Source organism: Methylobacterium sp. V23 (assembly GCF_002917135.1).
GTDB lineage: Bacteria > Pseudomonadota > Alphaproteobacteria > Rhizobiales > Beijerinckiaceae > Methylobacterium.
The window spans coordinates 74,581-99,570 of record NZ_PDHT01000015.1; the positions used below are offsets into that span (position 1 = coordinate 74,581).

The 24,990-nt window shown below is 67.7% G+C and carries 25 protein-coding genes and 1 tRNA gene; 10 read left to right on the top strand and 16 right to left on the bottom strand.

Translation table 11 applies throughout. From position 1 onward, the window contains the following. Positions 1-88: 88 nt before the first annotated feature. A complete protein-coding gene (locus CRT23_RS15555) occupies positions 89-1,543 on the bottom strand; it encodes a cytochrome P450 (RefSeq protein WP_103710418.1) in 1,455 nt (484 codons plus the stop codon). A 142-nt stretch (positions 1,544-1,685) separates the two neighbouring features. On the opposite strand from CRT23_RS15555, the gene fumC reads away from it, so the two are divergent. The 3 genes from fumC to CRT23_RS15570 are packed head-to-tail and all read left to right on the top strand — an operon-like array spanning position 1,686 to position 3,581. Next, on the top strand, positions 1,686-3,098 hold the full coding sequence (fumC, locus tag CRT23_RS15560; protein ID WP_055956474.1) for a class II fumarate hydratase: 1,413 nt from the start codon (positions 1,686-1,688) through the stop codon (positions 3,096-3,098). 14 nt (positions 3,099-3,112) lie between these two features. Further along, complete coding sequence (locus CRT23_RS15565) at positions 3,113-3,304, top strand: DUF4169 family protein (protein ID WP_103710419.1); 192 nt, start codon at positions 3,113-3,115, stop codon at positions 3,302-3,304. 58 nt (positions 3,305-3,362) lie between these two features. Next, positions 3,363-3,581, top strand: coding sequence for a ribbon-helix-helix domain-containing protein (locus tag CRT23_RS15570; protein ID WP_055956479.1), 219 nt, complete (start codon positions 3,363-3,365; stop codon positions 3,579-3,581). Here CRT23_RS15570 and CRT23_RS15575 read toward each other — a convergent pair. Continuing rightward, positions 3,531-4,370: an AraC family transcriptional regulator gene (locus CRT23_RS15575; protein WP_103710420.1), complete on the bottom strand. Its 840-nt coding sequence runs from the start codon at positions 4,368-4,370 to the stop codon at positions 3,531-3,533. The genes CRT23_RS15570 and CRT23_RS15575 overlap by 51 nt on opposite strands. Before the next feature lie 88 nt (positions 4,371-4,458). Between CRT23_RS15575 and CRT23_RS15580 the strand changes: the two genes are divergently transcribed. Continuing rightward, a complete protein-coding gene (locus CRT23_RS15580; RefSeq protein WP_103710421.1) occupies positions 4,459-5,475 on the top strand; it encodes an MBL fold metallo-hydrolase in 1,017 nt (338 codons plus the stop codon). Positions 5,476-5,482: 7 nt separating this feature from the next. Here CRT23_RS15580 and CRT23_RS15585 read toward each other — a convergent pair whose 3' ends face one another. The 4 genes from CRT23_RS15585 to CRT23_RS15600 form a co-directional block, all read right to left on the bottom strand. Then, positions 5,483-6,865 carry a heterodisulfide reductase-related iron-sulfur binding cluster gene (locus CRT23_RS15585; protein ID WP_103710422.1) on the bottom strand — a complete coding sequence of 461 codons (1,383 nt, stop codon included), beginning with the start codon at positions 6,863-6,865 and terminating at the stop codon, positions 5,483-5,485. Between the two features lie 161 nt (positions 6,866-7,026). Further along, positions 7,027-8,214: an FAD-binding protein gene (locus CRT23_RS15590; RefSeq protein WP_103710423.1), complete on the bottom strand. Its 1,188-nt coding sequence runs from the start codon at positions 8,212-8,214 to the stop codon at positions 7,027-7,029. A 101-nt stretch (positions 8,215-8,315) separates the two neighbouring features. Next, positions 8,316-9,770, bottom strand: a complete 1,455-nt coding sequence (locus tag CRT23_RS15595) for a lipopolysaccharide biosynthesis protein (protein ID WP_103710424.1) — start codon at positions 9,768-9,770, stop codon at positions 8,316-8,318. A gap of 89 nt (positions 9,771-9,859) precedes the next feature. Continuing rightward, positions 9,860-10,870, bottom strand: a complete 1,011-nt coding sequence (locus tag CRT23_RS15600) for a magnesium transporter CorA family protein (protein ID WP_103710425.1) — start codon at positions 10,868-10,870, stop codon at positions 9,860-9,862. A gap of 213 nt (positions 10,871-11,083) precedes the next feature. On the opposite strand from CRT23_RS15600, the gene groES reads away from it, so the two are divergent. Both groES and groL read left to right on the top strand, forming a co-directional pair. Beyond that, entirely contained in the window at positions 11,084-11,371 is a 288-nt protein-coding gene (gene groES, locus CRT23_RS15605; protein WP_056094907.1) for a co-chaperone GroES, read from the top strand. 85 nt (positions 11,372-11,456) lie between these two features. After that, positions 11,457-13,100 carry a chaperonin GroEL gene (gene groL, locus CRT23_RS15610; protein ID WP_056273599.1) on the top strand — a complete coding sequence of 548 codons (1,644 nt, stop codon included), beginning with the start codon at positions 11,457-11,459 and terminating at the stop codon, positions 13,098-13,100. 108 nt (positions 13,101-13,208) lie between these two features. Here groL and CRT23_RS15615 read toward each other — a convergent pair whose 3' ends face one another. From CRT23_RS15615 to CRT23_RS15625, 3 genes are all read right to left on the bottom strand, one after another. Further along, positions 13,209-13,724 (bottom strand): hypothetical protein, encoded by a 516-nt coding sequence (locus tag CRT23_RS15615; RefSeq protein WP_103710426.1) that lies wholly within the window; start codon positions 13,722-13,724, stop codon positions 13,209-13,211. After that, complete coding sequence (locus tag CRT23_RS15620) at positions 13,714-14,637, bottom strand: AAA family ATPase (protein ID WP_103710427.1); 924 nt, start codon at positions 14,635-14,637, stop codon at positions 13,714-13,716. The genes CRT23_RS15615 and CRT23_RS15620 overlap by 11 nt, the downstream gene beginning before the upstream one ends. Positions 14,638-15,104: 467 nt before the next feature. Beyond that, entirely contained in the window at positions 15,105-15,737 is a 633-nt protein-coding gene (locus CRT23_RS15625) for a 2OG-Fe(II) oxygenase (protein ID WP_055956504.1), read from the bottom strand. Positions 15,738-15,932: 195 nt separating this feature from the next. Between CRT23_RS15625 and CRT23_RS15630 the strand changes: the two genes are divergently transcribed. Beyond that, positions 15,933-16,226, top strand: coding sequence for a hypothetical protein (locus CRT23_RS15630; protein WP_103710463.1), 294 nt, complete (start codon positions 15,933-15,935; stop codon positions 16,224-16,226). A 135-nt stretch (positions 16,227-16,361) separates the two neighbouring features. Continuing rightward, complete coding sequence (locus CRT23_RS15635) at positions 16,362-18,473, top strand: ABC transporter ATP-binding protein/permease (RefSeq protein ID WP_103710428.1); 2,112 nt, start codon at positions 16,362-16,364, stop codon at positions 18,471-18,473. Between the two features lie 3 nt (positions 18,474-18,476). Here CRT23_RS15635 and CRT23_RS15640 read toward each other — a convergent pair whose 3' ends face one another. The 3 genes from CRT23_RS15640 to CRT23_RS15650 are packed head-to-tail and all read right to left on the bottom strand — an operon-like array spanning position 18,477 to position 20,075. Then, positions 18,477-19,193 carry an LrgB family protein gene (locus tag CRT23_RS15640; protein ID WP_103710429.1) on the bottom strand — a complete coding sequence of 239 codons (717 nt, stop codon included), beginning with the start codon at positions 19,191-19,193 and terminating at the stop codon, positions 18,477-18,479. After that, positions 19,190-19,588, bottom strand: coding sequence for a CidA/LrgA family protein (locus CRT23_RS15645; protein ID WP_103710430.1), 399 nt, complete (start codon positions 19,586-19,588; stop codon positions 19,190-19,192). Before CRT23_RS15645 ends, CRT23_RS15640 begins: the two co-directional genes overlap by 4 nt. A gap of 13 nt (positions 19,589-19,601) precedes the next feature. Continuing rightward, a complete protein-coding gene (locus CRT23_RS15650; RefSeq protein WP_055956520.1) occupies positions 19,602-20,075 on the bottom strand; it encodes a TerB family tellurite resistance protein in 474 nt (157 codons plus the stop codon). A 225-nt stretch (positions 20,076-20,300) separates the two neighbouring features. Between CRT23_RS15650 and CRT23_RS15655 the strand changes: the two genes are divergently transcribed. Further along, a tRNA-Thr gene (locus CRT23_RS15655) sits at positions 20,301-20,376 on the top strand. Between the two features lie 395 nt (positions 20,377-20,771). Here CRT23_RS15655 and msrA read toward each other — a convergent pair. Together msrA and CRT23_RS29125 are read right to left on the bottom strand one after the other, a co-directional pair. Then, positions 20,772-21,290, bottom strand: coding sequence for a peptide-methionine (S)-S-oxide reductase MsrA (gene msrA, locus CRT23_RS15660; RefSeq protein WP_055948458.1), 519 nt, complete (start codon positions 21,288-21,290; stop codon positions 20,772-20,774). A gap of 279 nt (positions 21,291-21,569) precedes the next feature. Continuing rightward, positions 21,570-21,728: a hypothetical protein gene (locus tag CRT23_RS29125; protein ID WP_245436273.1), complete on the bottom strand. Its 159-nt coding sequence runs from the start codon at positions 21,726-21,728 to the stop codon at positions 21,570-21,572. A 1,094-nt stretch (positions 21,729-22,822) separates the two neighbouring features. Here CRT23_RS29125 and CRT23_RS15670 point away from each other — a divergent pair. Next, positions 22,823-23,203 carry a TonB family protein gene (locus CRT23_RS15670; protein ID WP_103710431.1) on the top strand — a complete coding sequence of 127 codons (381 nt, stop codon included), beginning with the start codon at positions 22,823-22,825 and terminating at the stop codon, positions 23,201-23,203. Between the two features lie 2 nt (positions 23,204-23,205). Here CRT23_RS15670 and CRT23_RS15675 read toward each other — a convergent pair whose 3' ends face one another. Both CRT23_RS15675 and CRT23_RS15680 read right to left on the bottom strand, forming a co-directional pair. Beyond that, the gene (locus CRT23_RS15675) at positions 23,206-23,502 is read right to left on the bottom strand and encodes a hypothetical protein (protein ID WP_146056403.1); all 297 of its coding nucleotides are present in this window, start codon (positions 23,500-23,502) and stop codon (positions 23,206-23,208) included. 113 nt (positions 23,503-23,615) lie between these two features. Next, on the bottom strand, positions 23,616-24,911 hold the full coding sequence (locus CRT23_RS15680; RefSeq protein WP_103710433.1) for an arsenic transporter: 1,296 nt from the start codon (positions 24,909-24,911) through the stop codon (positions 23,616-23,618). Positions 24,912-24,990 lie beyond the last annotated feature (79 nt).

The window sequence follows — 24,990 nt, forward strand, 5'->3', positions numbered from 1 at the left end:
CCCCCGGGCTGACGCGGTGCCGCGCGGGTACTGCCCCCAACACCGCCTGGATCGAGACGACGGCCCTTCGGACAGGACAGCGCGTCCCTCACCCCCGCGGATGCACCGTCATGTGCAGCCCGTGCTCCGGCCGCAGCGTGACGCGGTGGAGCGGGACCACCGGGGCGTGGTCGTCGGCCAGGGTGAAGCGCGCCGCGCGGGCGATGTGGGCGAGCACCACCACCGCCTCCTGCAGCGAGAAGCTCTGGCCGATGCAGACGCGGGGGCCGGCCCCGAACGGCAGGTAGGCGAAGCGCGGGATCGCGGCCCGGGCCTCGGGCAGGAAGCGCTCGGGCATGAAGACGCCGGGCTCCTGCCACAGGGTCTTGTGGCGATGGAGCACGTAGGGCGCCACCATCACCAGGGAGCCCTTGGGGATCTTGATGCGGCCGATCCGGTCCTCCGCGATGGCTTGCCGGCTCAGGAAGGGCACCGGCGGGAACAGCCGCATGGTCTCCTCCATCACGGCCTTGGTGTAGGGCAGCGCATCCGCGTCGAAGTCCTGGCCCGCCGGCACGGCATCGACCTCCGCCTCGATCCGCGCCTGGGCGGCGGGGTCCTGCGACAGGCAGTAGAGCGCCCAGGTCAGGGCGTTGGCCGTGGTCTCGTGGCCGGCGGCGATGAAGGTGACGATGTTGGCCTTCACCTCGAGGTCGGTGAGGCCCTTGCCGGTTTCGGGGTCCTGCGCCTTCAGGAGGAGCGTCAGCAGGTCGGCGGGCGCGGTCCCCTGCGCGATCAGGGCGCGTCGGCGCTCGATCAGTTCGTCCACCACCTCGGCGAAGAAGCGGAGGGCAGGCCGCGCCCGCAGGCGGCCGATGCGCGGCACGAAGCCCGGCACCCCGAACACGTCGAGGGGGTCGATCGGACCGACCGATTCGAGGAAGCGGGTGATCGCGCGGCCCAGGGCGTCGGGGTCGCTGGCGAGGCCGTTGGTGAAGATCGTCCGCTCCAGCACGTCGAGGGTGACGCGGGTCATCTCCAGGGCGACGTCGATGCGGGTGCCGTCGCGGCGGGCCAGCCGGCGCGCGATGCGGGCACCGGCGGCGTTCATGGCTCCGTTGAAACCGAGCACGTGCCGGGCCGAGAAGATCGGCGCCAGGGTCCGGCGCTGCAGCTTCCACTCCTCGCCCTCGGCGGTGAGCAGGCCGTTGCCGAGGCCGGGCGCCAGGACCCGCCGCTGCAGGTCGTCCTTGCGATAATTGGCGGCGTTCTCGACGTAGAGGTAGCGGATCAGGGCCGGGTCGCTCACCACGGTGACGCGCCCGAGGGCGCCGTCGGCGGCCACCACCGGCTTCTCGAAATGCACGTCGAGCCAGGTCGTCAGCGGGTTGGCGCGGGCGGCCTTGAGGAAGCCGAACAGGCCCGGCTGCTCGCGCAGGGGCTTCGGGACCGCGGGCCGGAAGCGGACCGGCGCGGCCGGGTCGACCCCGGCGTGGCCGGTCTGGACGTCGCCCCTCCGGGTTTCGTCGATCGGGGCTTCAACGCGGGCGGCGGCACTCGACATCGACGACACTCCGGGCCCGGGCTCCGGGCTGATAAACCATGACAATTCGGCGCCGGGCACACGGCCCGCTGGACCTGCGCCATCGCGCTCCGACCACGTGCGGTTTAAGTAGGGTCCGCTTGAACCAGACGAAGAGGCCACGATGTCGCCCACCGAGACGCCCGCCACCCGCACCGAGTCCGACACCTTCGGCCCGATCGAGGTCCCGGCGCATCGCTACTGGGGCGCGCAGACGCAGCGCTCGATCCAGAACTTCAAGATCGGCACGGAGAAGATGCCGGCGCCCCTCGTCCACGCCCTCGGCATGGTCAAGCAGGCCGCCGCCCTGGTGAACCAGGATCTCGGCGCCCTCGACCCGAAGGTGGCCCAGGCCGTCGCGGCCTCCGCGGCCGAGGTGGTCTCGGGCGAGCACGACCAGGAGTTTCCCCTGGCGGTCTGGCAGACGGGCTCCGGCACCCAGTCGAACATGAACGCCAACGAGGTGATCGCCAGCCTCGCCAACGAGCTGCTCGGCGGCAAGCGCGGCGGCAAGTCCCCGGTCCATCCCAACGACCACGTCAACCGCGGCCAGTCCTCGAACGACGTCTTCCCGACCGCGATGCACATCGCGGTCTCGCGCGAGATCAACGACCGGCTGCTGCCCGCCCTCCAGCACCTGCAGCACGCGCTCCAGGCCAAGTCCGAGGCGTTCGCCAGCATCGTCAAGATCGGCCGAACCCACCTGCAGGATGCGACCCCGGTCTCCCTCGGCCAGGAGTTCTCCGGCTACGTGGCGCAGGTCGCCCTCGGCACCGAGCGCGTGAAGGCAACCCTGCCGGGCGTGCTGGCGCTGGCCCAGGGCGGCACGGCGGTGGGCACCGGCCTCAACGCCCATCCCGCCTTCGCGGAGAAGTTCGCCGCCAAGGTCGCGGAGCTGACCGGCCTGCCCTTCACCTCGGCCGCCAACAAGTTCGAGGCCCTGGCCACCCATGACGCCCTGGTCTTCACGCAAGGCGCACTCACGGCGCTCGCCTCCGGCCTGTTCAAGATCGCCCAGGACATCCGCTTCCTCGGCTCGGGCCCGCGCTCGGGCCTCGGCGAGCTCTCGCTGCCGGAGAACGAGCCCGGTTCGTCGATCATGCCCGGCAAGGTCAACCCGACCCAGTGCGAGGCCCTGACGATGGTCTGCGCCCAGGTGATCGGCAACGGCACCACCGTGAGCTTCGCCGGCAGCCAGGGCAATTTCGAGCTGAACGTGTTCAAGCCGGTGATCGCCAACGCGGTGCTGCAGTCGATCCGCATCCTGGCCGACGCGGCCGTGAGCTTCACCGACAACTGCGTCGTCGGCATCAAGGCCAACGAGGACAAGATCGCCGACCTGATGAGCCGTTCGCTCATGCTGGTGACCGCGCTCGCCCCCTCGATCGGCTACGACAAGGCCGCCGAGATCGCCAAGACCGCGCACAAGAACGGCACCACCCTCAAGGAAGAGGCCCTGCGCCTCGGCTACGTCACGGCCGAGGAGTTCGAGCGGGTGGTCCGCCCGGAGACGATGCTGGCGCCCAGCGCCGAGTGAGGGAGCCGACCGGCATGGCGGAGATCATCAACCTGCGTCAGGCCCGCAAGGCCAAGGCCCGCGACGTCAAGGAGGCGCAGGCGGCGGACAACCGCATCGCCTTCGGCCGCCCGAAGAAGGCCAGGACCCTGGCGGAGGCCAAGAAGGCGATCGCGTTCGCCCGCCACGAGGGCCACAAGCTGGTGGGGCCTGATTCCGAGGGGTGATGGGGATGGCGGGTGCGCATCTCCCTCTCCCTCCTGCGGCAGAGGGTCGGGCATCGGAATGACCACCGGCATCACCAAGCGCTCGGTCATGATCGCCGGCCACCGGACCAGCGTCTCCCTGGAGGACCCGTTCTGGGAGGTCCTGCGGGAGATCGCGGCGGCCCGCGACCAGTCCGTCCAGGCCCTGATCGGCGCCATCGATGCCGGCCGGGAGGGCCAGAACCTCTCATCGGCCCTGCGGGTGTTCGTCCTGACCAGCCTGCGCGATCGCGCCTGAGCGTCGCGACGGGATCGGGCGGCGGATGTCCTGCAGGCTGTAGGAGGCCGGCGCACCGAAGGTCCGGCGGAAGGCGTTGGCGAAATGCGCCTGGTCGGCGAACGCCGCCTCATGGGCGGCCCCGGTGAAGTTGGCACCGCGCATGACGGCCTCGATGGCGCGGCGCATGCGCAGCCAGCCGCGATAGCGCCGGAAGGGGACGCCCATGGTCGCGCTGAAGAGGTGCTGCATCCGCGACGAGGACAGGGACGCCGCCATGGCCAGCCGTCCCGCGCTCATCCGGGCCTCCGGCCGGGCCCGCAGGTCGACGAGGATGTCCGCGATCCGGGGATCGACCGGTCGATCGACCCGCTGGGCCGCGAAGCCGGACAGGTCGGCGACGGCCGCGCCGGCCCAATCGCAGGCGTCGCGGTGCTCGAACAGCGAACGCAGCGCGCCGATCTCCCCGCTCATGCCCACGAGGGCGGTGCCGACCGTCTCGGCCGGACCCATCAGGCCGGTCAGGGCCCAGGCTCCGGCATCGGGCTCGCGATAGAGGACGCCGATGGGCGCACCGGCGCAATCCAGCTCATGCGGCATCCCGGCCGGGATGAAGGCCGTGCGGCAGGTGATCCACGCCCCCGGCGCGAAGCGGATGCGGAAGGCCTCGTAGAGCCCGGCGAGGTAGACCGGGGCCCCGTGCTGGTGGCTGGCATGGTTGGTCAGCGGCCCCGCGTAGAGCGTATGCGCGCCCTCGACATGCCAGAGCGGGACGGGCGAGGTGCCGGGCGGCGCAGCACGTTCGTTCAAGCTGAGCGCCCTCCCGCCGCGATAGACCGTTGGCGACCGGTCCCACACCCATCCTGACGGAACCGGCCCTCTCGGGAAACTCCCAGCGATGACCGAACTCACCCGCCGTCATCTCGCCACGACCCTGGTCGCCGGCTTCTCCCTGCCGAGGTCGGCCCTGGCTGGCACGTCCACGCCGAACCTGGCCCCAAACGTCTTGGCCCCGCACGTCCTGCCCCCAAACGTCCCGGTCGATGGGCTGCAGCCGATACGCCTCGGGACCTTCACCGTCACGGCCCTGCGCGATGCCGACGCGGTCATCGACGGGCCCTGGCCGATCGTGGGCGAGGACCGTCCGAAGGCGGAGGTCGAGGCTTTGATGCGCGAGAACCATCGTTCGGCGGACCGTTTCAGCCCCGGCTTCACGCCGATCCTGGTCCGGACCGGCCGCGAGACCGTTCTCTTCGACACCGGGAACGGTGCGGTGGGCTTCATCCCGCGCCCGGCCGGCGGGCAGCTGGCGCAGCGGGTTCGGCAGGCCGGGCTGTCACCGGAGGACATCGACCTCGTGGTCCTGACGCACTGCCACACCGACCATATCGGCGGCCTCCTCGAGGACGGGCGCCCGCTCTTCCCGAACGCCCGTTACGTCGTGGGCGAACGGGAATTCGCCTTCTGGACGGATGACGATCGCCTCGCGGCTGCGCCCGAGGGCAACGCGTACCGGTCGGCCCGCGTCTTCCGCAGCCACCTGCTTCCCCTCGCCGACCGGATCCGCCTCGTATCCCCGGGCCAGACGGTGGTTCCGGGCATCGATGCCGTGGCGGCCTTCGGCCACACGCCGGGGCACCTCGCCTTCCACGTGGAGAGCGCGGGCCAGCGCCTGCTGGTCTGGGGCGATTGCGCCCATCACGAGGTGGCCTCGCTGGCCAGGCCCAACTGGCACGCCCTGTTCGACATGGACAAAGCGGCCGGCGCTGCCACCCGGCGGACGATCTACGACATGGCCGCCACCGATCGCGTCCTCGTCGCCGGCTACCACACCGCCTTCCCGTCGCTGGGGTACGTCATCCGCGACGGACTGGGGTACCGCTGGCGCCCGATGGCGGAGCGGCCCCGGCGCTGATGCGTCCCTACTCCGCCGCCAGCATCGCCCGCTCGGGCAATCCCGCCAACGCCGCCGGCTTCGGGCCGCCGGTCGCCCAGTCCAGCAGTTCCGCCGTGTGGACGATCGGGATCGCCGTGCCCTTCCCGATCTGGGTGGCGCAGCCGATGTTGCCGGTGGCGATGACGTCGGGGCGCATCCGCTCGATGTTGGCGACCTTCCGGTCCCGCAGCCGGTTGGCGATCTCGGGCTGGAGGATGTTGTAGGTGCCGGCCGAGCCGCAGCAGATGTGGCCCTCGGGCACGTCCTTCACGGTGAAGCCCGCCGTCTTCAGGAGGTTCTTCGGCTCGGTGCGGATGCCCTGGCCGTGCTGCATCGAGCAGGCCGAGTGGTAGGCGACCACGAGGTCGGTCTCGACGATCGGCGGCATCAACCCGATGGTGGCCATGTACTCGGTGACGTCCTTGGCGATGGCGGAGACCCGCTTCGCCTTCTCCGCATAGGCCGGGTCCTCGCGGAACATGAAGCCGTAATCCTTGATCGTCGTGCCGCAACCGGAGGCGGTGACGAGAATCGCGTCGAGACCGGCGCCGTCCATCTCGGCGATCCAGGCGTCAATGGTGCGCTGGGCCTGGGCATGCGACGAATCCGCCTTGCCCATGTGATGGGTGAGCGCGCCGCAGCAGCCCTCCCCCGCGGCCTGGACCACCTCGACCCCGTGCCGGGTCAGGAGCCGGATCGCCGCCTCGTTGAAATCGGGACGGAGCACGCTCTGGGCGCAACCGCGCAGCAGGGCCACGCGACCTCGACGCGACGGTGCGGTATACCCATGCAACGCCGCGCTCGCTTCCAGGGCGCGCGTCTCGGCCGGGAAGGTGCCGGGCCGGTCGGTCGGGTTGCGGTTCGGCAGGTGGGCCGGGGCGAGGTCGAGCATGGCCGCCAGGCGGTTGCCGACCCGCGGCAAGCGCGCCACCAGGGGCCGGAACGGGGCCCCGATCTTCGCGCCCAGAAGGGCCAGGCGGAAGCGGTTCGGGTAGGGCAGCACGAAGGCCAGCACGCTGCGGAGGAGCCGGTCGCTCAACGGACGCCGATAGGTTTCCTCGATATAGCTCCGCGCATGGTCGACGAGGTGCATGTAGTGCACACCCGAGGGACAGGTCGTCATGCAGGACAGGCACGACAGGCAGCGGTCGACATGCTTGACGACTTCCGGCACCGCCGGCTTTCCGCCTTCGAGCATGTCCTTGATCAGGTAGATCCGCCCGCGCGGCGAATCGAGTTCATCGCCGAGCAGAAGATATGTCGGGCAGGTCGCGGTGCAGAACCCGCAATGCACGCACGTCCGGAGGATCTTCTCGGACGCCGCCATGGCCGGATCGGCGAGTTGCGTCAGGCTGAAATTGGTCTGCACGGTGAGTCCTCGGGTCCACCCTCGTGCCGTCCATCGGGTCCGGCCCGCGTCGGCATCGTCTTCTTGGTCCCACCTGTTTAGAGGGTCTCGCGCCGGTTGCCGAGCCTTGGAATCGCTCCGAACAGCGCGGGCGGCGCGACCTCGTCCCGCACCGCCCCCGCTCAGAGACCGGCGTACATCCGCCCCGGATTGAACAGGCCATGCGGATCATGCGCCGCCTTGATGCCCGCGGTGATCCGCATGAGGGGCTCGGCCAGCGGCTCGAAGACCGGCACGGCCGCCCGGACGGCGTCGGGTGCCCGCACAAGGCTCGCGTGCCCACCCTGCGCCCGTACGGCGGCGCGGACGCCTTCGGCACCGGCATCGCCGGCCGCATCGGTCGCGAGCCAGATCAGCCCACCACCCCAGTCGTAGAACCAGCAGGCGTCGCGCCGGGCGGCGATCGCGGCGGTGACGGCGGGGCCGCGGGTCGGCGCGACGGAGATGCGCCACACCGCGGAACTCCGCGGCTCGGCGAAGGCGGCAGCGTCGCGAATACGCGTCCAGAGCGCCGTTCCCGCCTCGCCCTCGACGATCTCGGGTTGGCCGAAGCGCTTGAGCAGACGACGCAATTCGCCGAGGCGGTAATCGATCGACTCCGAGAAACCCTCGATCCGCATCAGCGTCCGCGCCGCGCCGCCTTCGATCCCGGCCGGCAGGTGGGCGGCGCCAGTCAGCTCGAAGGGTGAGCCGAGGGCGGCGCTCAGGGCCGTGATGGCGCGGGCATCGTCGAGGTCCGGGAATGCGAGCGTGGCGACCCGTTCCTGAACAGGGAGCACCTTGAAGGTCACCTCCGTCAGGAGACCGAGGGTGCCCCAGGACCCGGCCATCAGCTTCACCAGGTCGAGCCCGGTGACGTTCTTCATGACCCGCCCGCCCGACTTGATCGCCTCGCCGCGCCCGTTGATGAAGCGCACCCCGATGAGGCTGTCGCGAGCGGCGCCCGCGTTGATCCGGCGCGGTCCGGAAGTGTTGGCCGCCGCCACGGCGCCGAAGGTTGGTTCTCCGGTTGTGCCCATCAGGGAGCGGTGGTCCATGGGTTCGAAGGGCAGCATCTGCCCGCGGGCCGCGAGAAGGGCCTGAACCTCGGCCAGGGGCGTCCCGGCCCGGGCGGCGACCACCATCTCCGCGGGCTCGTAGAGCGTGATGCCGCTCAGGCCCACGCTGGAGAGCGTCGCTTCGTCCTGGGCCGGACGTCCGATCCCGGCCTTGGTCGCTCCACCGACGAGGCGGAGCCGCTCCGGGCTTCCGACCGCCGCGCGGACGATCTCGGCCGCGGCGCCCTCGTCCTGAGGCTCATATGTACGCATCGTTTCCTACCCGATCCGGGGCACTCTGCGGCGCCCTCGATCCTGTTCCTGTGAAGCCACCTTAGAGGAGGTTCGTGCCGATGGCATCCGGTTCGGATCGGCTATTCAGCCGGTGCGGTCCCGGGTGGGGAACGGGTGAAACGCGCCGCCACGTGGCCGCGCAGACCCGCGATGTCGAAGAGCCAGACGAGCACGCCGTAGACCACCATGCCGAGGGGAACGGAAAGCAGCAGCGCTCGGGTCGGCTCGATATGGCGCAGGGGCAGCAGGCAGAGCGCCATGGCAAGGGAGGCGATACTGGCGGCCAGGATCTCCCACCAGGGCAGGTGCAGCCGCTGGGGTCCGGTGAGTGCCCGCCAAGCCAGGACGAGGGTGGCGGCCCCGAGGCCGACGGTCTGGGCGATCGCGACGCCCTCGGGACCGTACCGGGACGGCAGGAGCCATAACCCGAGCCCGTTCAAGGCGAGCCCAACCAGCGCGGCGGCGATCACCGGGCGCGTGCGCCGGCGGATCTGGAAGATCGGGTTGAGGGCAAAATTGGTCATCGCGAGGCAGAAGAAGCCCGGTACCATCAGCCCCGCATAGGCGGCGAAGGGGCCGCGATAGGCCTCCGGCACCACCAGCGCCTCGAGGGCCGGCAGCACGGCCCAGAACCCGACGGCGCAGGGCAGCAGCAGGGCCACCACCACGCCGATGTTGAGCCCGACCTGGCGCTCGGCCGCGGCGCGCCCCTGCTCCTCCTCGACCCGGACCGCAAGTTGGAAGAGCAGCAGGTCGAGGGCGGTCCCGAGGGTGCCGATGCTCCGAGTGGTCACATCGGCGGCGAGGGCGAAGTAGCCCGCCTCGGCGAGTCCTGCATGCGACGCGATACTGCCCCGATTCAGGAACGGCAGGAGCTGGTAGATCGCATTGGCGGCAATGAGAGGAAGGCCGTAGGCAACGAAGAGTTGCCAGGCTTCCCGCAGCTTCAGCCGCACGCGCGGGGCGACCGGATCGCGCAGCGGCCGATACAGCAGCAGGATCGCGAAACCCTGGCTGATCCCGGCCGCCGTCAGGACCCAGACGGGCTGGGGGAAGAACCAGGCGGCCCCGGCCATCAGCACGAAGGCGAGGCCGTTCTTGACTGCTACGAGGTTGAAGTAGAGCCGGCCGTCGAAGCGCGCCCGGGCGAGCGCCGCATGATAGTCGAAGACGCCGATACCCAAGGCAGCGACCGCCGCGCCGGCTGTGATCGCGAGACGACTTTCCGCGCTGGGCTCGAGCGTGAATCCCAGTCCTGCGCAGAACAAGGCCGCCACGAAGAGGCTGAGCGTGAGGGCCATGTAAGCCCGGTCGAGGCCCTGACGGATCCAAGGTTCATCGACACGGACCCGGGCTGAGTAGAATCGCGTCGCCGAGAGACGCAGCCACTCGAACAGGACGGTGTTGGCCACGATCGCACCGGCCGTCGCCAGCGCGAACAGACCGAACTCCGCCGGTCCCAGCAGCTTGGCGATCAGGAGGCCGAGGACGAAGTTCAGGCCGGCATTCAGGACGAAGGCAGCGATCACGGCCATGGTGTGGACGGGTCATCCTCGGATGCCGGCTGGACGGGGCATCGCCGCGCCACGCTCTAGCGCGGGCAGCCAAACATTCCGTCAACCAGTCACAACCACCCCCGGATGCGGAAGAAAACGATCGGAATGATGGCGCTCACGAGGATGAGTGCCAAGCCGTAGGGATAGCCATAGGCCCATTCGAGTTCGGGCATATGCTTGAAGTTCATGCCGTACATCGAGGCGATCAGGGTCGGGGGGATGCCGACCACCGATGCCACGGTGAGAACCCGGAAGGTGTTGTTCTGCTCGATGCTGATCAGACCGAGGGTCGCATCGAGAAGGAACTGGACGTTCTCCGAGAGGCGGATTTCGAACTCGTCGAGGGAGGCGATGTCGCGCCGCACGGCTTCGAAGCGCGGCACCTGTTCCTCGCCGAGGATGTGCTCGCACTCGTTGGCCACGAAGGGGACGATCCGCTCCAGTCCGAGGAGGCTCGAACGGATCTTGCCGAGGGTCTTCCCGCGGCGTCCGATGCCGCGCAGGATCCGGCGCAGTGCCAGGTCGCGCCGACGCGGCGTCTGGCTGCGCGGCTTGGCGTCCCCGGCCGGTGCACCGCCGCGGACATCGAAATCGAAGATCCGCGTGGACAACTCGTCGAGGTCCGCGCCCATGTCCTCGAGGGAATCTGCGAGACTGTCGACGAGCTCCTCCATCAGGAGAAGGAAGATCTCGGTGGAGGTGGTGCCCGGCCCGTCGCCGGTATCGATGCGCTTCTTCACCTCCGCGAAGGCCCGCAGCTCGTGGAAGCGCACCGTGACGAGGCGATCCCGGGTGAGCACGAAGCCCAACGGCTTCAACTGCGTATCAAGTTTGTCGAAGGTGACCATCGGGGTCGAGAGCGAGAACCCGGTCTTCAAGCGCCGCAGCCGACTCGAATTCTCGACCTCGCTGAGGGCCTTGCGCGATGGGACCCGGATGCCGGTGCAGGCCTCGACCCGCTCGGCCTCCTCGGCGCTCGGATCATCGAGATCGATCCACACGACTTCCACTGGGTATGCTTCCGCGGCTGCTTGCGCCGCGGGCTCGACCGCGCCTTGCGGACCATGAAGCTTGATCATCCGCGAAGGACTTTCCGTCGGGTTGTGGAATTGGGGGATGATCCTGTCGCTGGATCGTCGTCCGAACCTGCGACAGTCTTGACTTAAGGAACGCCCGCGCCTAACTCGGCGCCATCGTTAGCACTCACTCAAGGAGAGTGCTAACGACCTGGGTTGAGCGCGCTGCCGCGCCGCATCAACGCCATCCACGAATTTGAAGCAAGAGGGCAGCTCATGAAGTTCCGTCCGCTGCACGACCGTGTCGTCGTCCGCCGCATTGAAGGCGAAGAGAAGACCAAGGGCGGCATCATCATCCCGGACACCGCCAAGGAGAAGCCGCAAGAGGGCGAGATCGTCGCCGTCGGCCCCGGCGCCCGTGACGAAGCCGGTCGCATCAACCCGCTGGACGTCAAGGCGGGTGATCGCGTCCTGTTCGGCAAGTGGTCCGGCACCGAGGTCAAGATCGACGGTCAGGACCTCCTGATCATGAAGGAATCCGACATTATGGGCGTCGTCGCCTAAGTCGGCTTTCGGTTCTCCTCCCTTTCACGAGCCCTTCGAGGGCGCCATCCGGCGCCTCGGGGCCCATCACTGATAAGGATCTGACATGGCAGCGAAAGAAGTCCGCTTCGCCTCCGACGCCCGCGAGAAGATGCTCCGTGGCGTCGATATCCTCGCTGACGCGGTGAAGGTGACGCTCGGCCCCAAGGGCCGGAACGTCGTCATCGAGAAGTCGTTCGGTGCGCCGCGCATCACCAAGGACGGCGTCACCGTCGCCAAGGAGATCGAGCTCGCCGACAAGTTCGAGAACATGGGCGCCCAGATGGTGCGCGAAGTGGCCTCGAAGACCAACGACATCGCGGGTGACGGCACCACCACCGCCACCGTGCTGGCCCAGGCCATCGTTCGTGAAGGCGCCAAGTACGTCGCCGCCGGCATGAACCCGATGGACCTGAAGCGCGGCATCGATCTCGCCACCACCGCCGCCGTGAAGGATATCACCAGCCGCGCGAAGAAGGTCGCCTCCTCCGAGGAAGTCGCCCAGGTCGGCACCATCTCGGCCAATGGCGACAAGGAAATCGGCGAGATGATCGCCCACGCCATGCAGAAGGTCGGCAACGAGGGTGTCATCACCGTCGAGGAGGCCAAGACGGCCGAGACCGAGCTCGATGTCGTCGAGGGTATGCAGTTCGACCGCGGCTACCTCTCCCCGTACTTCATCACGAACGCGGAGAAGATGGTCGCCGAGCTCGAGGACCCCTACATCCTCATCCACGAGAAGAAGCTCTCGTCGCTCCAGGCGATGCTGCCGGTTCTCGAGGCCGTGGTGCAGACCGGTAAGCCGCTCGTCATCATCGCCGAGGACATCGAGGGTGAGGCGCTTGCCACGCTCGTCGTGAACAAGCTGCGCGGCGGCCTCAAGGTCGCGGCCGTCAAGGCTCCGGGCTTCGGCGATCGCCGCAAGGCCATGCTCGAGGACATCGCGATCCTGACCCAGGGTCAGATGATCGCTGAGGATCTCGGCATCAAGCTCGAGAACGTCACCCTCCCGATGCTCGGCCGCGCCAAGCGCATCCGCATCGAGAAGGAGACCACCACGATCATCGACGGTCTCGGTGAGAAGGCGGACATCGAGGCCCGCGTCGGCCAGATCAAGGCGCAGATCGAGGAGACCACCTCGGACTACGACCGTGAAAAGCTTCAGGAGCGTCTGGCCAAGCTCGCCGGCGGCGTCGCGGTCATCCGCGTCGGTGGCGCGACCGAGGTCGAGGTCAAGGAGAAGAAGGACCGCGTCGACGACGCGCTCAACGCCACTCGCGCTGCGGTGGAAGAGGGCATCGTTCCCGGCGGTGGTACTGCCCTCCTCCGTGCCCGTGAAGCTGTCCGTGCTCTCAAGAGCGACAACCCGGACGTCCAGGCTGGTATCAAGATCGTGCTGAAGGCCCTTGAGGCCCCGATCCGCCAGATCGCTGCCAACTCCGGCGTCGAAGGCTCGATCGTGGTCGGCAAGATCACCGACAACACCTCTTCGATCACTTTCGGCTTCAACGCCCAGACCGAAGAGTACGTCGACATGATCCAGGCCGGCATTGTCGACCCGGCCAAGGTCGTACGGACCGCCCTGCAGGACGCCGCCTCCATCGCCGGCCTCCTCGTCACCACCGAAGCCATGATCGCTGATGCTCCGAAGAAGGACAGCGGCGCCCCGGCGATGCCGGGCGGCGGCGGCATGGGCGGCATGGACTTCTAAGAAGTCCGAACCGGACCAAATCGGAATGGGGGGTCGCCGTAAGGCGACCCCTTTTTCGTCTGCGCGACAGCCGATCGCAGTGCAACAGTCAGGATCGCAGGCGGCGCATCAGGCGCCTTTTTTCTTGACGCGCACCGCCTTCGCACCAACCGCTTGTGATCCGGCCTTCCCAGTCCGATCATGATCCTTGCGGTCCCAGGATGCGGTAAAGGCAGGGCTTCCGAGGGCACGCGTGAGGCTCGGAGCCCCAGCGGCGGATCCGGCCCGTCGCTGCGGAGAGGCTTCCGTCCTGACCGCGGGCTCGGCACCACCCGCAAGATCGGCCAAGCGGCATCGAAGCCAGTCAGCTTTGGCGCGCTTCGCCTCTGCGTGATGCTTGTCGAGACGTCCGATCAACGCCCGCGCCTCGGCCTCGGTCAGGCCGTCGATGATGAGAGCGTAGGTTTCGGTGCCCAAACATCTGCGCACCCGGCGTAGGCCATCGAGCGTCAGATTCTTGACCTTCAACTGCTTTAGCACCAGGGACCGGACGGTCCTGGCGAGGTCCGCCCGAATATCCGGAAAAACCTCCGGTGAACGCGCGATCGCCCCGAGGGCAACGAAACCATCCACGTCAAGCGCCATCGAAGACCCCTTTCACTTCTGCGACCAGCGGGATGAGGATCGTGGAGACATGGATGCCGTACTTGCCCGAGAACGTGGGCAAATCCCGACGTGGCATGAGCGCTCCAGCCAGCGCCGCTGCCTGGGGTATGCGCGTTGCGAAGAGGCGGAACCCCGGATCCTCTGCATTCGCTTCCGCCTGGAGCCGCGCCAGCGTGTGCTGGTGCTGGCGGACCTGTGGCTGATACCGCGTCACCAGCACATGGGGCTGTCGCGCGGGTACGACCGCGTCGTGCCGTCGATCCTTGTCGCCCCATACCGTTTGGATGAAAGCATCGAGCCCGTAGGTCGAGAGATAGTCTGGGATCGACGTGACAATGACGAGGTCAGCACCGCGGATCGCAACTTCGGTCATCGGAGAGATGCCAGGTGCGCAGTCGAAAAGAATGTAGTCGAAGCGCTCCGCGAGCGGGACGAACTCGTCCTCGAAGATCGTTCGGAGCTTTCCGTCGATGGCGCGCATCGAGAAGTTGCGCGCGGTGAGTTCGTAGAGGATCTCGCGCTCGACCAGCCGAAGGTAGGGACCGGCCGGCAGCAGCGCGAGTGGCAGCGGCGCGTTCCGGTGCATGGTGACGCCGGTCTGACTCTGGATGCGGGGTGCCAAGAGTGGCTTCTCGCGGCTCACGAGCTTGAGCGCGAGATAAGCCTCGAGGGTGCGACCCCGGGCGATCATCTCGGCCAACGCTGTCTCCCCGGCGAGGCAGACCGAGACGCTGGCCTGCGGATCAAGATCGACGACCAGCACCGAAGCTCCGTCTGCGGCCAGAGCCTCAGCCAGCATGACGACCGTTGTGGTCTTGCCCACACCGCCCTTCATATTCGCGACGGCAATCAGCCGGCCGCTCCCCCGTGGCCGGCGCGCGGCTTCGCTCATGCCCGTTCCCCCCACAACGTCGTTTCCCCTCGCTGTCGGTCGGGACGGCGAGCCGCGAACCGGGGATCGGACGAACCGGACGCGCGAATCAAGCGATCGGCTCAGCGTGATGCGTCGCACGTCAGTGCCCGGTAGGCATCCCCTGCCGGTCACAACAATGCACGGTTGTCAGGACTTGGAAATATCGACTAAGACGCGTGAAGAGCGTGTGCGCGCTGGCCGCGTCGACAGGCTCGCGCTTGCGTCACCTGTAATCTTCGCCGCGCATGAAGGGACGGCCGAGGTGGTCCGCAAAAAGCCGGCCCTACTCCGCTGCAGACCGATTCGACAGAACCGGGCGTGGGCGACGGGAAACAGACCCGGACTGAGAGGATATTCGGCGCGCGATCGGTCCGTCGGGGCACTGTCGATCGTGCGGCGGGCCCCGGTCCCTTGGGACCAGGGCCAAACGGGGCTTCGGCGCGAACTTAACGCCCGAAGATGCCTTTGAGGAATTGGGCGGTGCGATTGCGCTTCTTCTTGCGCTCCAGTTCATTCGCGTCCTTGACCCACGCCACCTGCACGACGCGGCGCTCGCCCTCGAACGGCTCGTGGCCATGCCAGGAATTGTCGGCGCGCAGGAAGGCGAACATCGTGCCCATGGTGGGAGGCACTTCGACGGCGAAGGGTTCGTAATTCTTGCCGTCGTAGAGCACCCGCAGGCGCCCGGCGGCTGGGGCATCCCAGGCGTCGTTCATGTAGATGAGCATCGTCATCACCTTGGACGGGCCATCGGTGTGGATCGAGCCGTATTTGAGCTGACTGCGCTTCATGATGGTGGTCAGGCGCGGGCAGGAGACGAGGTCGATGCCGAACTTCTCGCCCATGATGCGCGAGAACGCGTCGCTCTCCAGTTCGTCGATCAGCGCCTTGAAGCGGCCCTTGAGGGCGACTTCGTCGACCGTGAGATAGCCGGGCTTGGCGATCGCAGGGAAATCCTGGCGGATCTCGTCGACGGCCTCGGGCTTGAGCACGTCGTTGCCGAGAAAGAAGCTGTAGGGCTCGCGCGAGACAGGGGCGGCTCGCACGGCATCAAGGTTGAGGATCGACAATCCCGTCATGGCTTCGACGTTCGTCCATTCGGGCGCACCGGCCTGGGTTCGAGCAGGTACGCACTGGGTTGCAGCGCCGCTGCGAGGGCGCAATCCCGGTGGATAGAGCGCCCGATTGCGGCAAGCGGACGGCAAGCCCTTTCCGCGCCACGCGGAAACTGCCATGCTTGACCGTATCGAAACTGAGAAGTGGCGCCGAGTATCGTGACGAGACGCCTCGCACTCGCCTTCTGTGTCGCCCTGGCGACGCCGGCCGGTGCCCAGAGCCCCCTCTCGACGACCCAGCGCATGACCTGTGCCGACGCGATGGCTCTGGTGAAGAGCCGGGGCTCCGTCTCGATCAGTTCTGGCGGAGCGCCCGAGCGCTTCGTTCGCGACCGCGGTCAATGCAATCTCACGGAAATCGCCGAGCTCCGCTTCGTGCCCACGCGCGACAACCCGGAATGCCCGATCGGCTATCGCTGTCGCGAGCCGGAATTCGGAGACTGGGACTGGTGAGACGCGTAACGGCGCGAGGATAGTCGGCCGCAGGAGTGCGCCACGATCTCGCCACGACCCGCCTGCAATGCCGATGCATGGGCGGCCCCCCGGGGCGCGACGCCGAACGAAGTCAAGAACTGAGGGGAGACGCGCGTGGCCGTATTGAGGACAGGCCTCGGCCTGCAAGCCGCCGTCACGGCACTCTTCGCCCTCGCCCTCCTGCTTTTACCCGGCGTTAGCGCGCCGCTCTACGTCAGTCTCAGCGGCCTTGCCATGGCGGGCATTCTGCTCGCATCAGGGCGCCTCTCGTCCTACCTGAAGGTCTTCGTCTCGGTCTACGGCATCGGCTACCTGTTCCTGGCTGGGGCCAAGCAACTGGCAGTCATGGGTTTCCTGCCCCCGACGCTCGCCGCCCTCCTGCCGCCGAGCTTCGCGGCCACGGGGGCCGTGGTGTTTGCCGGCATCGTCCTGGCGATCTCGTACCTCGAGCCGATCCGGGCGATCACGTTGATCGCCGACCCCTACTTCGCCACCACCGATAAGCCGACACGGGAGATTGGACCTTTCCGCCTGTTCGGCAGCACCGAGGGTAAGGTCGGCCAACGCCTCGTTGCCCTGTCGATCTTCATCACCTTTGCGCAGGTCGCCCTACAGTTGCGGCTGAACTTTTGGTTCCGCGACCTGTTCAACGCCCTCCAGGAATACAACGCCGACGCCTTCTGGTACCAGTTGGTCTGGGTGTTCACGCCGCTCGCGACCATCTGGGTCGTGGTCGGCATGTTCGACACCTTCGTGGATGCCACGCTTCACATCCGCTGGCGCACCTGGCTGACCCGCAGCTTCTACGGTCGCTGGCTGGATGCCGGAACGCATTACCGGGTCCCCTTCACCGGGGAGAGCGCAGACAACCCGGATCAGCGCATTCAGAGCGATATCAATCTCTTCATCTCCCAGACCACGACGCTCTCCATCCGGCTCCTGTCTCAGGCCGCGACCCTGGTGTCCTTCATGGTCATCCTATGGGGCCTGTCTCGCGACTTCGTGCTGCCCTTCACCGATACGGTAGTACCGGGCTTCCTGGTTTGGCTGGTGGTCGGCTACGCGGTCATTGGAACTTGGCTGACGCACGTCATCGGCCGCCCCCTCATCGGGCTCGACTTCCGCCAGGAGAAAGTGGAGGCCGATTTCCGCTTCTCCCTGGCCCGGACCCGCATCTACGGCGAGCAGATCGCGCTGCTGCGCGGCGAGCGCGCCGAGACGGTCCGCCTTAGCAGCCTGTTCCACGCGATCGTCGGCAACTACCTCGACATCATCGTCCGGCGGATCAAGCTCGGTAGCTTCACGCTGTCCTACAGCCAGATCAGCGTGGTGTTTCCCTATATCCTTGCTGCGCCGTCCTACTTCCTGAAGAAAATCACACTTGGGCAGTTTCAGCAGACCGGAGATGCCTTCAGCAGCGTGCAATCCTCGCTGTCGTTCTTCATCAATTCCTACGTCACCATCGCGGCCTACCGCGCCAATACCAACCGACTCTCCTCGTTCAAGCAGGCAATGACGAAGGCGGAGGCAATCGGAGGGACCGGGGAAGGCTTGTTCCAGGGCAACGACACCAAGGGCGACGTCACCGCCTCGAAGCTCAGCCTCGGCCTACCCGACGGACGCGAGATCGTGGCTGCAGACGCCCTGACGATTGCAAAGGGCGGCGCCACGCTGCTGACGGGTCCCTCCGGTTCCGGTAAGTCGACCCTGTTCCGTGCCATTGCGGGCATCTGGCCCTTCGCCAAGGGACGGATCGATCTGCCGAAGGGACAGTCGGCCCTGGTCCTGCCGCAGCGCCCCTACATCCCCCTGGGGACGCTGCGTGGCGCCGTCGTCTACCCGAGCACCACGGACATGTTCCCGGACGAGGCGATCCGTGACGCTCTGATGGCCGCCCAGCTGCCGGGGCTGGTTGATCGTCTCGACGAGGTGGACGCCTGGGATCAGCGCCTCTCAGGCGGCGAACAGCAGCGCCTGGCGGTGGCCCGCGCTGTTCTCGCCAAGCCCGACTGGCTGTTCCTCGATGAATCCACCGCCGCGCTTGACGAGCCGAGCGAGGCCGCGATCTACCGGATGCTGCGCGAGCGCCTGCCCGGCACCACCATCGTCTCCATCGGCCATCGGTCGACCCTGCATGCCCTGCACGAACGCCGTCTCGACATGCAGCCCGCCAATGATGGTCGGTTCGTGCCGCGTGAGGTACCGGCGCCCGTGGCTGCCGAGTAGAGCTCAGCGCAGGAACGTCACCGCAATGGGCGCCAGGATCGCAGTGAGGAAGGCGTTGAAGCCGAGCGCGATGCCCGCGAAGGCGCCCGCTACCTCGTTCACCTGGAAGGCCCGCGCTGTGCCCACGCCGTGAGCGGCCAGACCCGCCGCAAAGCCGCGGGCCCGCATATCCCGGATGCGCAGGGCATTCATCAACGGTGTGACGAGGATACCGCCGGTCATGCCGGTGAGCATGACGATGACGGCGGCCAGCGTCGGGTCTCCACCAAGTGACTGAGCGATGCCCATCGCGACGCCGGTGGTCACGGATTTCGGGGCCAGCGAGATGATGACGTCACGGGGAATGCCGAACGCTTGCCCCAACAGCAGGGCCGAGCTCAGCGCCACCACCGAACCGACCCCGAGGGCTGCCAACATCGGTGCAAGAGAGCGCAGCACCGTGGCGCGATACTCGTAGAGCGGAATCGCCAGGGCCACGGTGGCGGGCCCCAGCAGGAAATGCACGAATTGGGCGCCCTCGAAATAGGTCGCGTAGGGAGTCTTCGTGAGTTCCAGGACGGCGGCGGTGAGCGCGATGGCGATGAGCACCGGGTTCGCGAGCGGATGGCGCCGGGTCGCGAGAGCGATCCGGTCGGCGATTACGTAAGCGAGCAGCGTCACGGTCAGCCACAGCAGCGGTGTCCGCGAGAGATAGACCCAGACGGCAAAGTCGCCGGTCACGGCCGTGCCTTCGGCTTGGCGAGCCAGCGCGAAACCACGACGAACGTCAACGCCGTGGCGGCCAGGGTCGTGACCGTCGAGACCAAGACCACCACCGCTAACGCGATTCCGTGCACCGCTAGAACGTCGAGGCGTCCGACGATGCCGGCCCCCGCCGGCACGAACATCAACGACAGATTGGCGAGAAGGCCCTTGCCGGTGCTTTCCAGGCGGCCGTCCACCAGGGGCGGCGCCAACACGCGGGGTGCCAAGCGGGAGGCCCGATCCCGCACGACCAGGAACAGCAGCAGCAACGCCATACCGATCAGGGGACCTGGCACCGGCAGGTTGCTCGCTCGCGCCAGCGCCTCGCCGATGAGCTGTGCCAGGAGGATCAGGGTGAGGCTGAGGATCATCGTGGCAGCGTGCTCAGCTCAGGGAAACCTGCCCATCCGCGGCGCTGCGCCGGGCCTCACCGATGGCAGCCTCGTCGAGGCCGAGGAGTCCGCCGAGGCGCCAGACCAGGGCCTCCTCAAACTCGTGGACGCTGCCATCCGCGCCGGCCACCGACCAAGCCATGGCAAGGAGGCGGGCGCGCCGATCCGGACCGACCTCGTGCCCGATCATCTCGACCAGTTGTGCCATGTCGCGGGTCTGTGCGTCGAACGCGGCGGCCCGCGCGATCAGCGCCTCCGCTTCCGCCCTCGTCTCGGTGAACCGGCCCTCGACCAGACGGCTGAGACGCTCGGTTTCCTCCGGTGCGAGGATACCGTCGGCTCGCGCCACGTGCACCAGGAGCGCGATCGCTGCCAGGCGCTCATCGGCCTCTTCGACCACCGAGGGATGGCCTCCGAGACCAAAGGATTCAGCGGCATAGGCGCGAAGGCGAGCGAGCAGCGACATGATGATCCTTGGAACGCCCGGAATCCTTCGGGGTCGACCACCGGGCCGTCAAGCAACCGGCCGCATCGCAGTCACGATGCCCCGGCACCGTGGCCGTGCTGCATCGCTTTTCCGAGCGCATTCCACCGCCCGAAACGCCGGTCGAAGCTTGCCATTCCGCGCCACGACCGATATGACCCTCCCCCGAACGGTCCCGTCGGACAGCAGCGTCCATTTCGGAACCGCGCCGCAATAGCTCAGCTGGTAGAGCACCTCATTCGTAATGAGGGGGTCGGGGGTTCGAATCCCTCTTGCGGCACCATTCCGTTTTCCAAACAGCCTCAGAACCACGCCGCGCGGTCGATCGGCACCGCCGAGTGATGGCTCGAGGCTGCTCGGAAGAGAGCATTGGCCGAGCACGGTCATTTCCATCGATGGTGCGATAGACCCGATAGCGCACCACAACGCAAAGGGACGCTCGTCCCCGAGATCGAGAGGATCGTCCGCGCGGCAGCGAGACGATCTCAGACCCTGAGGACGAGCTTGGCCTGTCCTTGGGCCACGAGAGCGCTCGCAACTGCCGCAATCTCACGGATCGTCGTGCTTACCTGACGGGTCAGGCTGGGCACCTTGAGAACCTTACGATCCGACAAACGGCCAGACATCCCACTAATCGATCCGACCACTTCCGCCAGGGCAACGTGGGAATCGCGGCACTCAGGCGCTTTGCGAGGCTGCGGTCCGTACAGGAAGCCGCCAGTTGGGGCGGATGAAGTGGCACGTGTAACCGTCGGGACGGCGCTCGAGATAATCCTGGTGCTCAGGCTCAGCCTCCCAGAACGGCCCGGCGGGGGCCAATTCCGTGATGACCTTTCCGGGCCAGAGACCGGATGCATCGACGTCGGCAATGGTCTCCTCGGCGACCTGCCGCTGCGCGTCATCGGTGTAGTAGATCGCCGAGCGATAGCTCAGGCCGCGATCGTTCCCCTGCCGATTCAGCGTTGTCGGATCGTGGATCTGAAAAAAGAACTCCAGCACCCGGCGATAGCTCGTCCGCTCGGGATCGAAAATGATCTCGATCGCCTCTGCATGCGTGCCGTGGTTGGGGTAGGTGGCATTCGGTACATCGCCTCCCGTGTAGCCGACACGGGTCGACACGACGCCCTCTTGCCGCCGGATGAGGTCCTGCATTCCCCAGAAGCATCCCCCTGCGAGGACTGCACGTTCATGACTCATGGTTCCATCTCTCCCGAAGCGAGGCGTGACGCCGTTGCCCGATAGATAGGGAGCCGAACCGCCTTTTGCCGCCGTTCGATGATGTCGCGGGACGCCTTCGCGGTGGGTTTGCACCTGCCGCCGGGTCTCACCGGCGGGTGTCGTTCCGGGCGTTTCGACCCATCCCGCCCATGACCTCTGAACGAAGGCCGGCCAAGGCGCCCTGGACCTCGGTGTTGGAGAAGGCAACGGCGGGGCTTTCACCCCGCCGCTCGGTATCTCCTGTCCGGCGATCGCACTTTACCGAGCCGTCCCCCCGGAGGTGCGGCCGTACTGCCAGACGGGGAAGCTGTTCTGCTCGGCATTGCCCTCCTGTGCAGAGGAGGGCTGGCGGCCATAGCCGATGGAGCCGGTGGTGATGTCGTCGTAGCCGTGGGTTCCATGCCCACCGGACGCCACGTCGGCGGTGATGCCAGCCGGTGCCGTGTTGCTCTGGGCCAGGACGGGCGTAGCAGACGCGCTCGCGGTGAAAACAATTGCAGCAACAATAGAAGCAACACGCGTATTCAGGGCACAATCCACTTAGGTTTGCGCGGTCTCCGTCGAGTGGCGGCTGGCCGTGACTTGTTGCGTAACGCTGATCTAGGATCCCACAATCGGAAACTCGGTGCCGTTTGGCACGTCGTCAGAGCTTGATCACTGGCGCGCAGGGATCGAGACCGACGAAGCAGAGCGTGTTGGTTCGCAACCTGAGACGTGGACCGTGCGGCATGCGAACGCCGGCTCGAACGGATGATGGTCTCATGCGGTTGCGGAGCCCCTCACAGGAGGTGGCCAGCGGCGGCATGACGTGCCTTTCGTCGGTATCACGCGCCTCAGGATCCGGTCGGTTCGGTTCCTGCCGGGCTTCGCCGTCCATGCCCTTCGCACAGAGAGCCCTTCGCACAGAGAGGCAGGCGCGGAAGGCGGCAGCGCTCCGATCGGGGGCGATCCTGGTCGATCGGGCCTGGACCCTCTGGACCATGCCGCTGTGGGACGACGAAGCGGCCATGCGCCGGTACATCCTGGCCGGTGCCCACCGGCAGGCGATACCGAAGCTGGTCCGCTGGTGTGACGAAGCCTCCGACGTTCACTGGACCCGACCCGGTGCCGCGCCACCATCCCGGGCCGAGGCGGATCAGCGGAGGCGCGCGGACGGACGCCCGTCCAAGGTTCGACACCCCAGTCCGCAGCACGCAACGTTAAACGACCGTCCGCCGCGCCCGACGCGGAGCGGTCCGACCACACCCAGGGGCCCGTAATGGCAGGCCGAGAAGCCTCCCTGGAGGCAGGCGCAATCGGCTTCTTCGCATTGGGCGGTGTTCGGCGCACATCCGCGCCGGCGATCCAGGCGCATCACATCAACGGCCGCCATCGCCCCCTCGGCGGCCAGAACCAGCGGCGCAGTGGCCTCAAGGCCCTGCGCCGTTTGTGTTTTTCGGCGCCGCGGGGTGGATCGACCGGCGGGCTGGACCGGTCGATCCTCGTGACGGCAGCGTGCTGGAGTACCACCGATGAGACTGCGCTCGGTCGTCCGCTGGATCAGCGTTGGCGCGACGCTCTGGAGCGGGGCGGGGCTGCAGGCACGGGAGCGACCCTCCCGGGACGTGACAGGCTGGGTGTCGGCGGTGATCGCGAAGATCGATCCGGCCGAGGGCGCTCCGGCCGCTGCCGGGCGCAAGCGCGGGCGCCGCACGGTGGTGGTCCGGGTCCAGATCGCGGCCGACGGCTTCGTCAATCGGGTGGATATCGAGCGGAGTTCCGGCCTGCCGGATCTCGATGAGCGGGCACGGGGCCTGGTCCGGGCGGCCGGCCCCTTCGGCCCGCCGCCGGCGCCGCTTCTGACCCCGGCCGGCACCACGGATCTCAGCTTCCCACTCCAGCTGGACCGATGAGCTCACAGCGGCGCAGCGTGCGCCGTCGCCGCGCCGGAGAGGGACGCCGCCACGGGGGAGGTCTCGCGCGTCCCGACGGTGTCGGAGGGCGCCGGATGGACGCCGATCAGCAGAATCCTCTGTGTTTGCATGATCTTGAGGAGGCGTTCGGTCCGCCGCAGGGCCTCCTGCGCGTCACTCGGGTCCTGCTCCTCGGCCAGGAGAACGGCGATCCGGATCATCTGCTCGATCCGGCGCTCCTCGGCCGCGGCGATGATCCGCTCCAGGGCCGCGAGCCCTTCCTCCAATGCCGCTCTCATGGGACCCCCTCGGAGCCTCGGTGGGCGGACAGGGTCCGGCATTGCACCGAAGTGCGCATTCACGATTGTTGATCGCCGGGCGATTTCGCGCGGCGGCGGGGGTCGTGGCCGGCTTACGGCGGGCCGAGATGCGGGAGCCAGAGGGCCAGGGCGAGGAGGCTCGCCAGCAGGACCGGCGGCGTCACGAGGAGGCCCACCGTCATGTACTGGCCCCAGGTGATGCGGTGGCCCTTGGCGGCGAGGACGTGCAGCCACAGCAGGGTCGCGAGACTGCCGATCGGCGTGAATTTCGGGCCGAGGTCGCAGCCTATGACGTTGGCGTAGATCATCAATTCGCGCGTCAGGGGAGACAGGTCGGGGGCCTGCTGGATCGCCAGCGCTCCCACCAGGACGCTCGGCATGTTGTTCATGACGGAGGACAGAAGGGCGGCAGCGAGGCCCGTGCCGAGGGTGGCGACCACCGGGCCCGCCTGGGCGAGCCGGATCAGGCCCTGGGCGAGGAGCTCGGTGAGGCCGGCATTCTTCAGGCCGTAGACCACGAGGTACATGCCGAGGCTGAACAGCACGATTTGCCAGGGAGCGCCGGCCAGGACCTTGCGCAGGGGAATCACCCCGCTGCGACCGGCCAGGGCGAGCAGGATGAGGGCGCCGGCGCCGGTGACGGCGGAGACCGGGACGCCGAACGGGGCGGTGACGAAGTAGGCGCCGAGCAGCACGGCGAGGAGCGGGAAGGCCGCGCGGAACACGGCCATGTCGCGGATGGCGCTGGGCGGCGGGTCCAGACGGTATACCGCGTAGGTCGTGTCGAGGTCACGCCGGTAGACCAGCCACAGCACCACGAGGGTCGCGGCCAGCGAGACGAGGTTCACCGGTCCCATCACGGCGGCGTAGCGGCTGAAGGAAATGCCGAAGACGTTCGCCGAAACGATGTTGACGAGATTCGAGATGACCAGCGGCAGGCTGGTCGAATCGGCAACGAACCCGCAGGCGACGATGAAGGCCATCGCGGTGGCCGGGCGGACGTCGAGCCGGATCAGGATCGCCAGCACGATCGGGGTGAGCAGCAGGGCGGCACCGTCATTGGCGAAGACCGCTGCGATGGCGGCGCCCAGCAGGATCACCAGGGGGAACAGTCGGCGACCGCGACCGCCGCCCCAGCGGGCGACGTGCAGGGCGGCCCACTGGAAGAAGCCCGCCCCGCCGAGGAGGAGGGAGATCACGATCAGCGCCACGAAGGTGAAGGTGGCGTCCCAGACGATGTGCCAGACCACCGGGATGTCGCCGGGCTGGATCACGCCGGTGGCCAGGGCGACGGCGGCCCCCGCGAGGGCGCTCCATCCGATTCCGAGCCCCCGCGGCTGGACGATGACGAGGACCAGGGTGACGACGAAGATGGCGAGGGCAAGCATCGACTTTTTCTGTTCGTGTCGCGACGAAACCTTGCGAGATCTTGTTCGCGGGTGAAATCTCGGGCGTGGGCGAGAGCTT

Excerpts from the sequence above, each read along its gene's own strand:
- CRT23_RS15555 (WP_103710418.1), bottom strand. The coding sequence starts at position 1,543 with ATGTCGAGTGCCGCCGCCCGCGTTGAAGCCCCGATCGACGAAACCCGG.
- fumC (WP_055956474.1), top strand. The coding sequence starts at position 1,686 with ATGTCGCCCACCGAGACGCCCGCCACCCGCACCGAGTCCGACACCTTC.
- CRT23_RS15565 (WP_103710419.1), top strand. The coding sequence starts at position 3,113 with ATGGCGGAGATCATCAACCTGCGTCAGGCCCGCAAGGCCAAGGCCCGC.
- CRT23_RS15570 (WP_055956479.1), top strand. The coding sequence starts at position 3,363 with ATGACCACCGGCATCACCAAGCGCTCGGTCATGATCGCCGGCCACCGG.
- CRT23_RS15580 (WP_103710421.1), top strand. The coding sequence starts at position 4,459 with ATGACCGAACTCACCCGCCGTCATCTCGCCACGACCCTGGTCGCCGGC.
- CRT23_RS15590 (WP_103710423.1), bottom strand. The coding sequence starts at position 8,214 with ATGCGTACATATGAGCCTCAGGACGAGGGCGCCGCGGCCGAGATCGTC.
- CRT23_RS15595 (WP_103710424.1), bottom strand. The coding sequence starts at position 9,770 with ATGGCCGTGATCGCTGCCTTCGTCCTGAATGCCGGCCTGAACTTCGTC.
- CRT23_RS15600 (WP_103710425.1), bottom strand. The coding sequence starts at position 10,870 with ATGATCAAGCTTCATGGTCCGCAAGGCGCGGTCGAGCCCGCGGCGCAA.
- groES (WP_056094907.1), top strand. The coding sequence starts at position 11,084 with ATGAAGTTCCGTCCGCTGCACGACCGTGTCGTCGTCCGCCGCATTGAA.
- groL (WP_056273599.1), top strand. The coding sequence starts at position 11,457 with ATGGCAGCGAAAGAAGTCCGCTTCGCCTCCGACGCCCGCGAGAAGATG.
- CRT23_RS15615 (WP_103710426.1), bottom strand. The coding sequence starts at position 13,724 with ATGGCGCTTGACGTGGATGGTTTCGTTGCCCTCGGGGCGATCGCGCGT.
- CRT23_RS15620 (WP_103710427.1), bottom strand. The coding sequence starts at position 14,637 with ATGAGCGAAGCCGCGCGCCGGCCACGGGGGAGCGGCCGGCTGATTGCC.
- CRT23_RS15625 (WP_055956504.1), bottom strand. The coding sequence starts at position 15,737 with ATGACGGGATTGTCGATCCTCAACCTTGATGCCGTGCGAGCCGCCCCT.
- CRT23_RS15645 (WP_103710430.1), bottom strand. The coding sequence starts at position 19,588 with ATGATCCTCAGCCTCACCCTGATCCTCCTGGCACAGCTCATCGGCGAG.
- CRT23_RS15650 (WP_055956520.1), bottom strand. The coding sequence starts at position 20,075 with ATGTCGCTGCTCGCTCGCCTTCGCGCCTATGCCGCTGAATCCTTTGGT.
- msrA (WP_055948458.1), bottom strand. The coding sequence starts at position 21,290 with ATGAGTCATGAACGTGCAGTCCTCGCAGGGGGATGCTTCTGGGGAATG.
- CRT23_RS15670 (WP_103710431.1), top strand. The coding sequence starts at position 22,823 with ATGAGACTGCGCTCGGTCGTCCGCTGGATCAGCGTTGGCGCGACGCTC.
- CRT23_RS15675 (WP_146056403.1), bottom strand. The coding sequence starts at position 23,502 with ATGAGAGCGGCATTGGAGGAAGGGCTCGCGGCCCTGGAGCGGATCATC.
- CRT23_RS15680 (WP_103710433.1), bottom strand. The coding sequence starts at position 24,911 with ATGCTTGCCCTCGCCATCTTCGTCGTCACCCTGGTCCTCGTCATCGTC.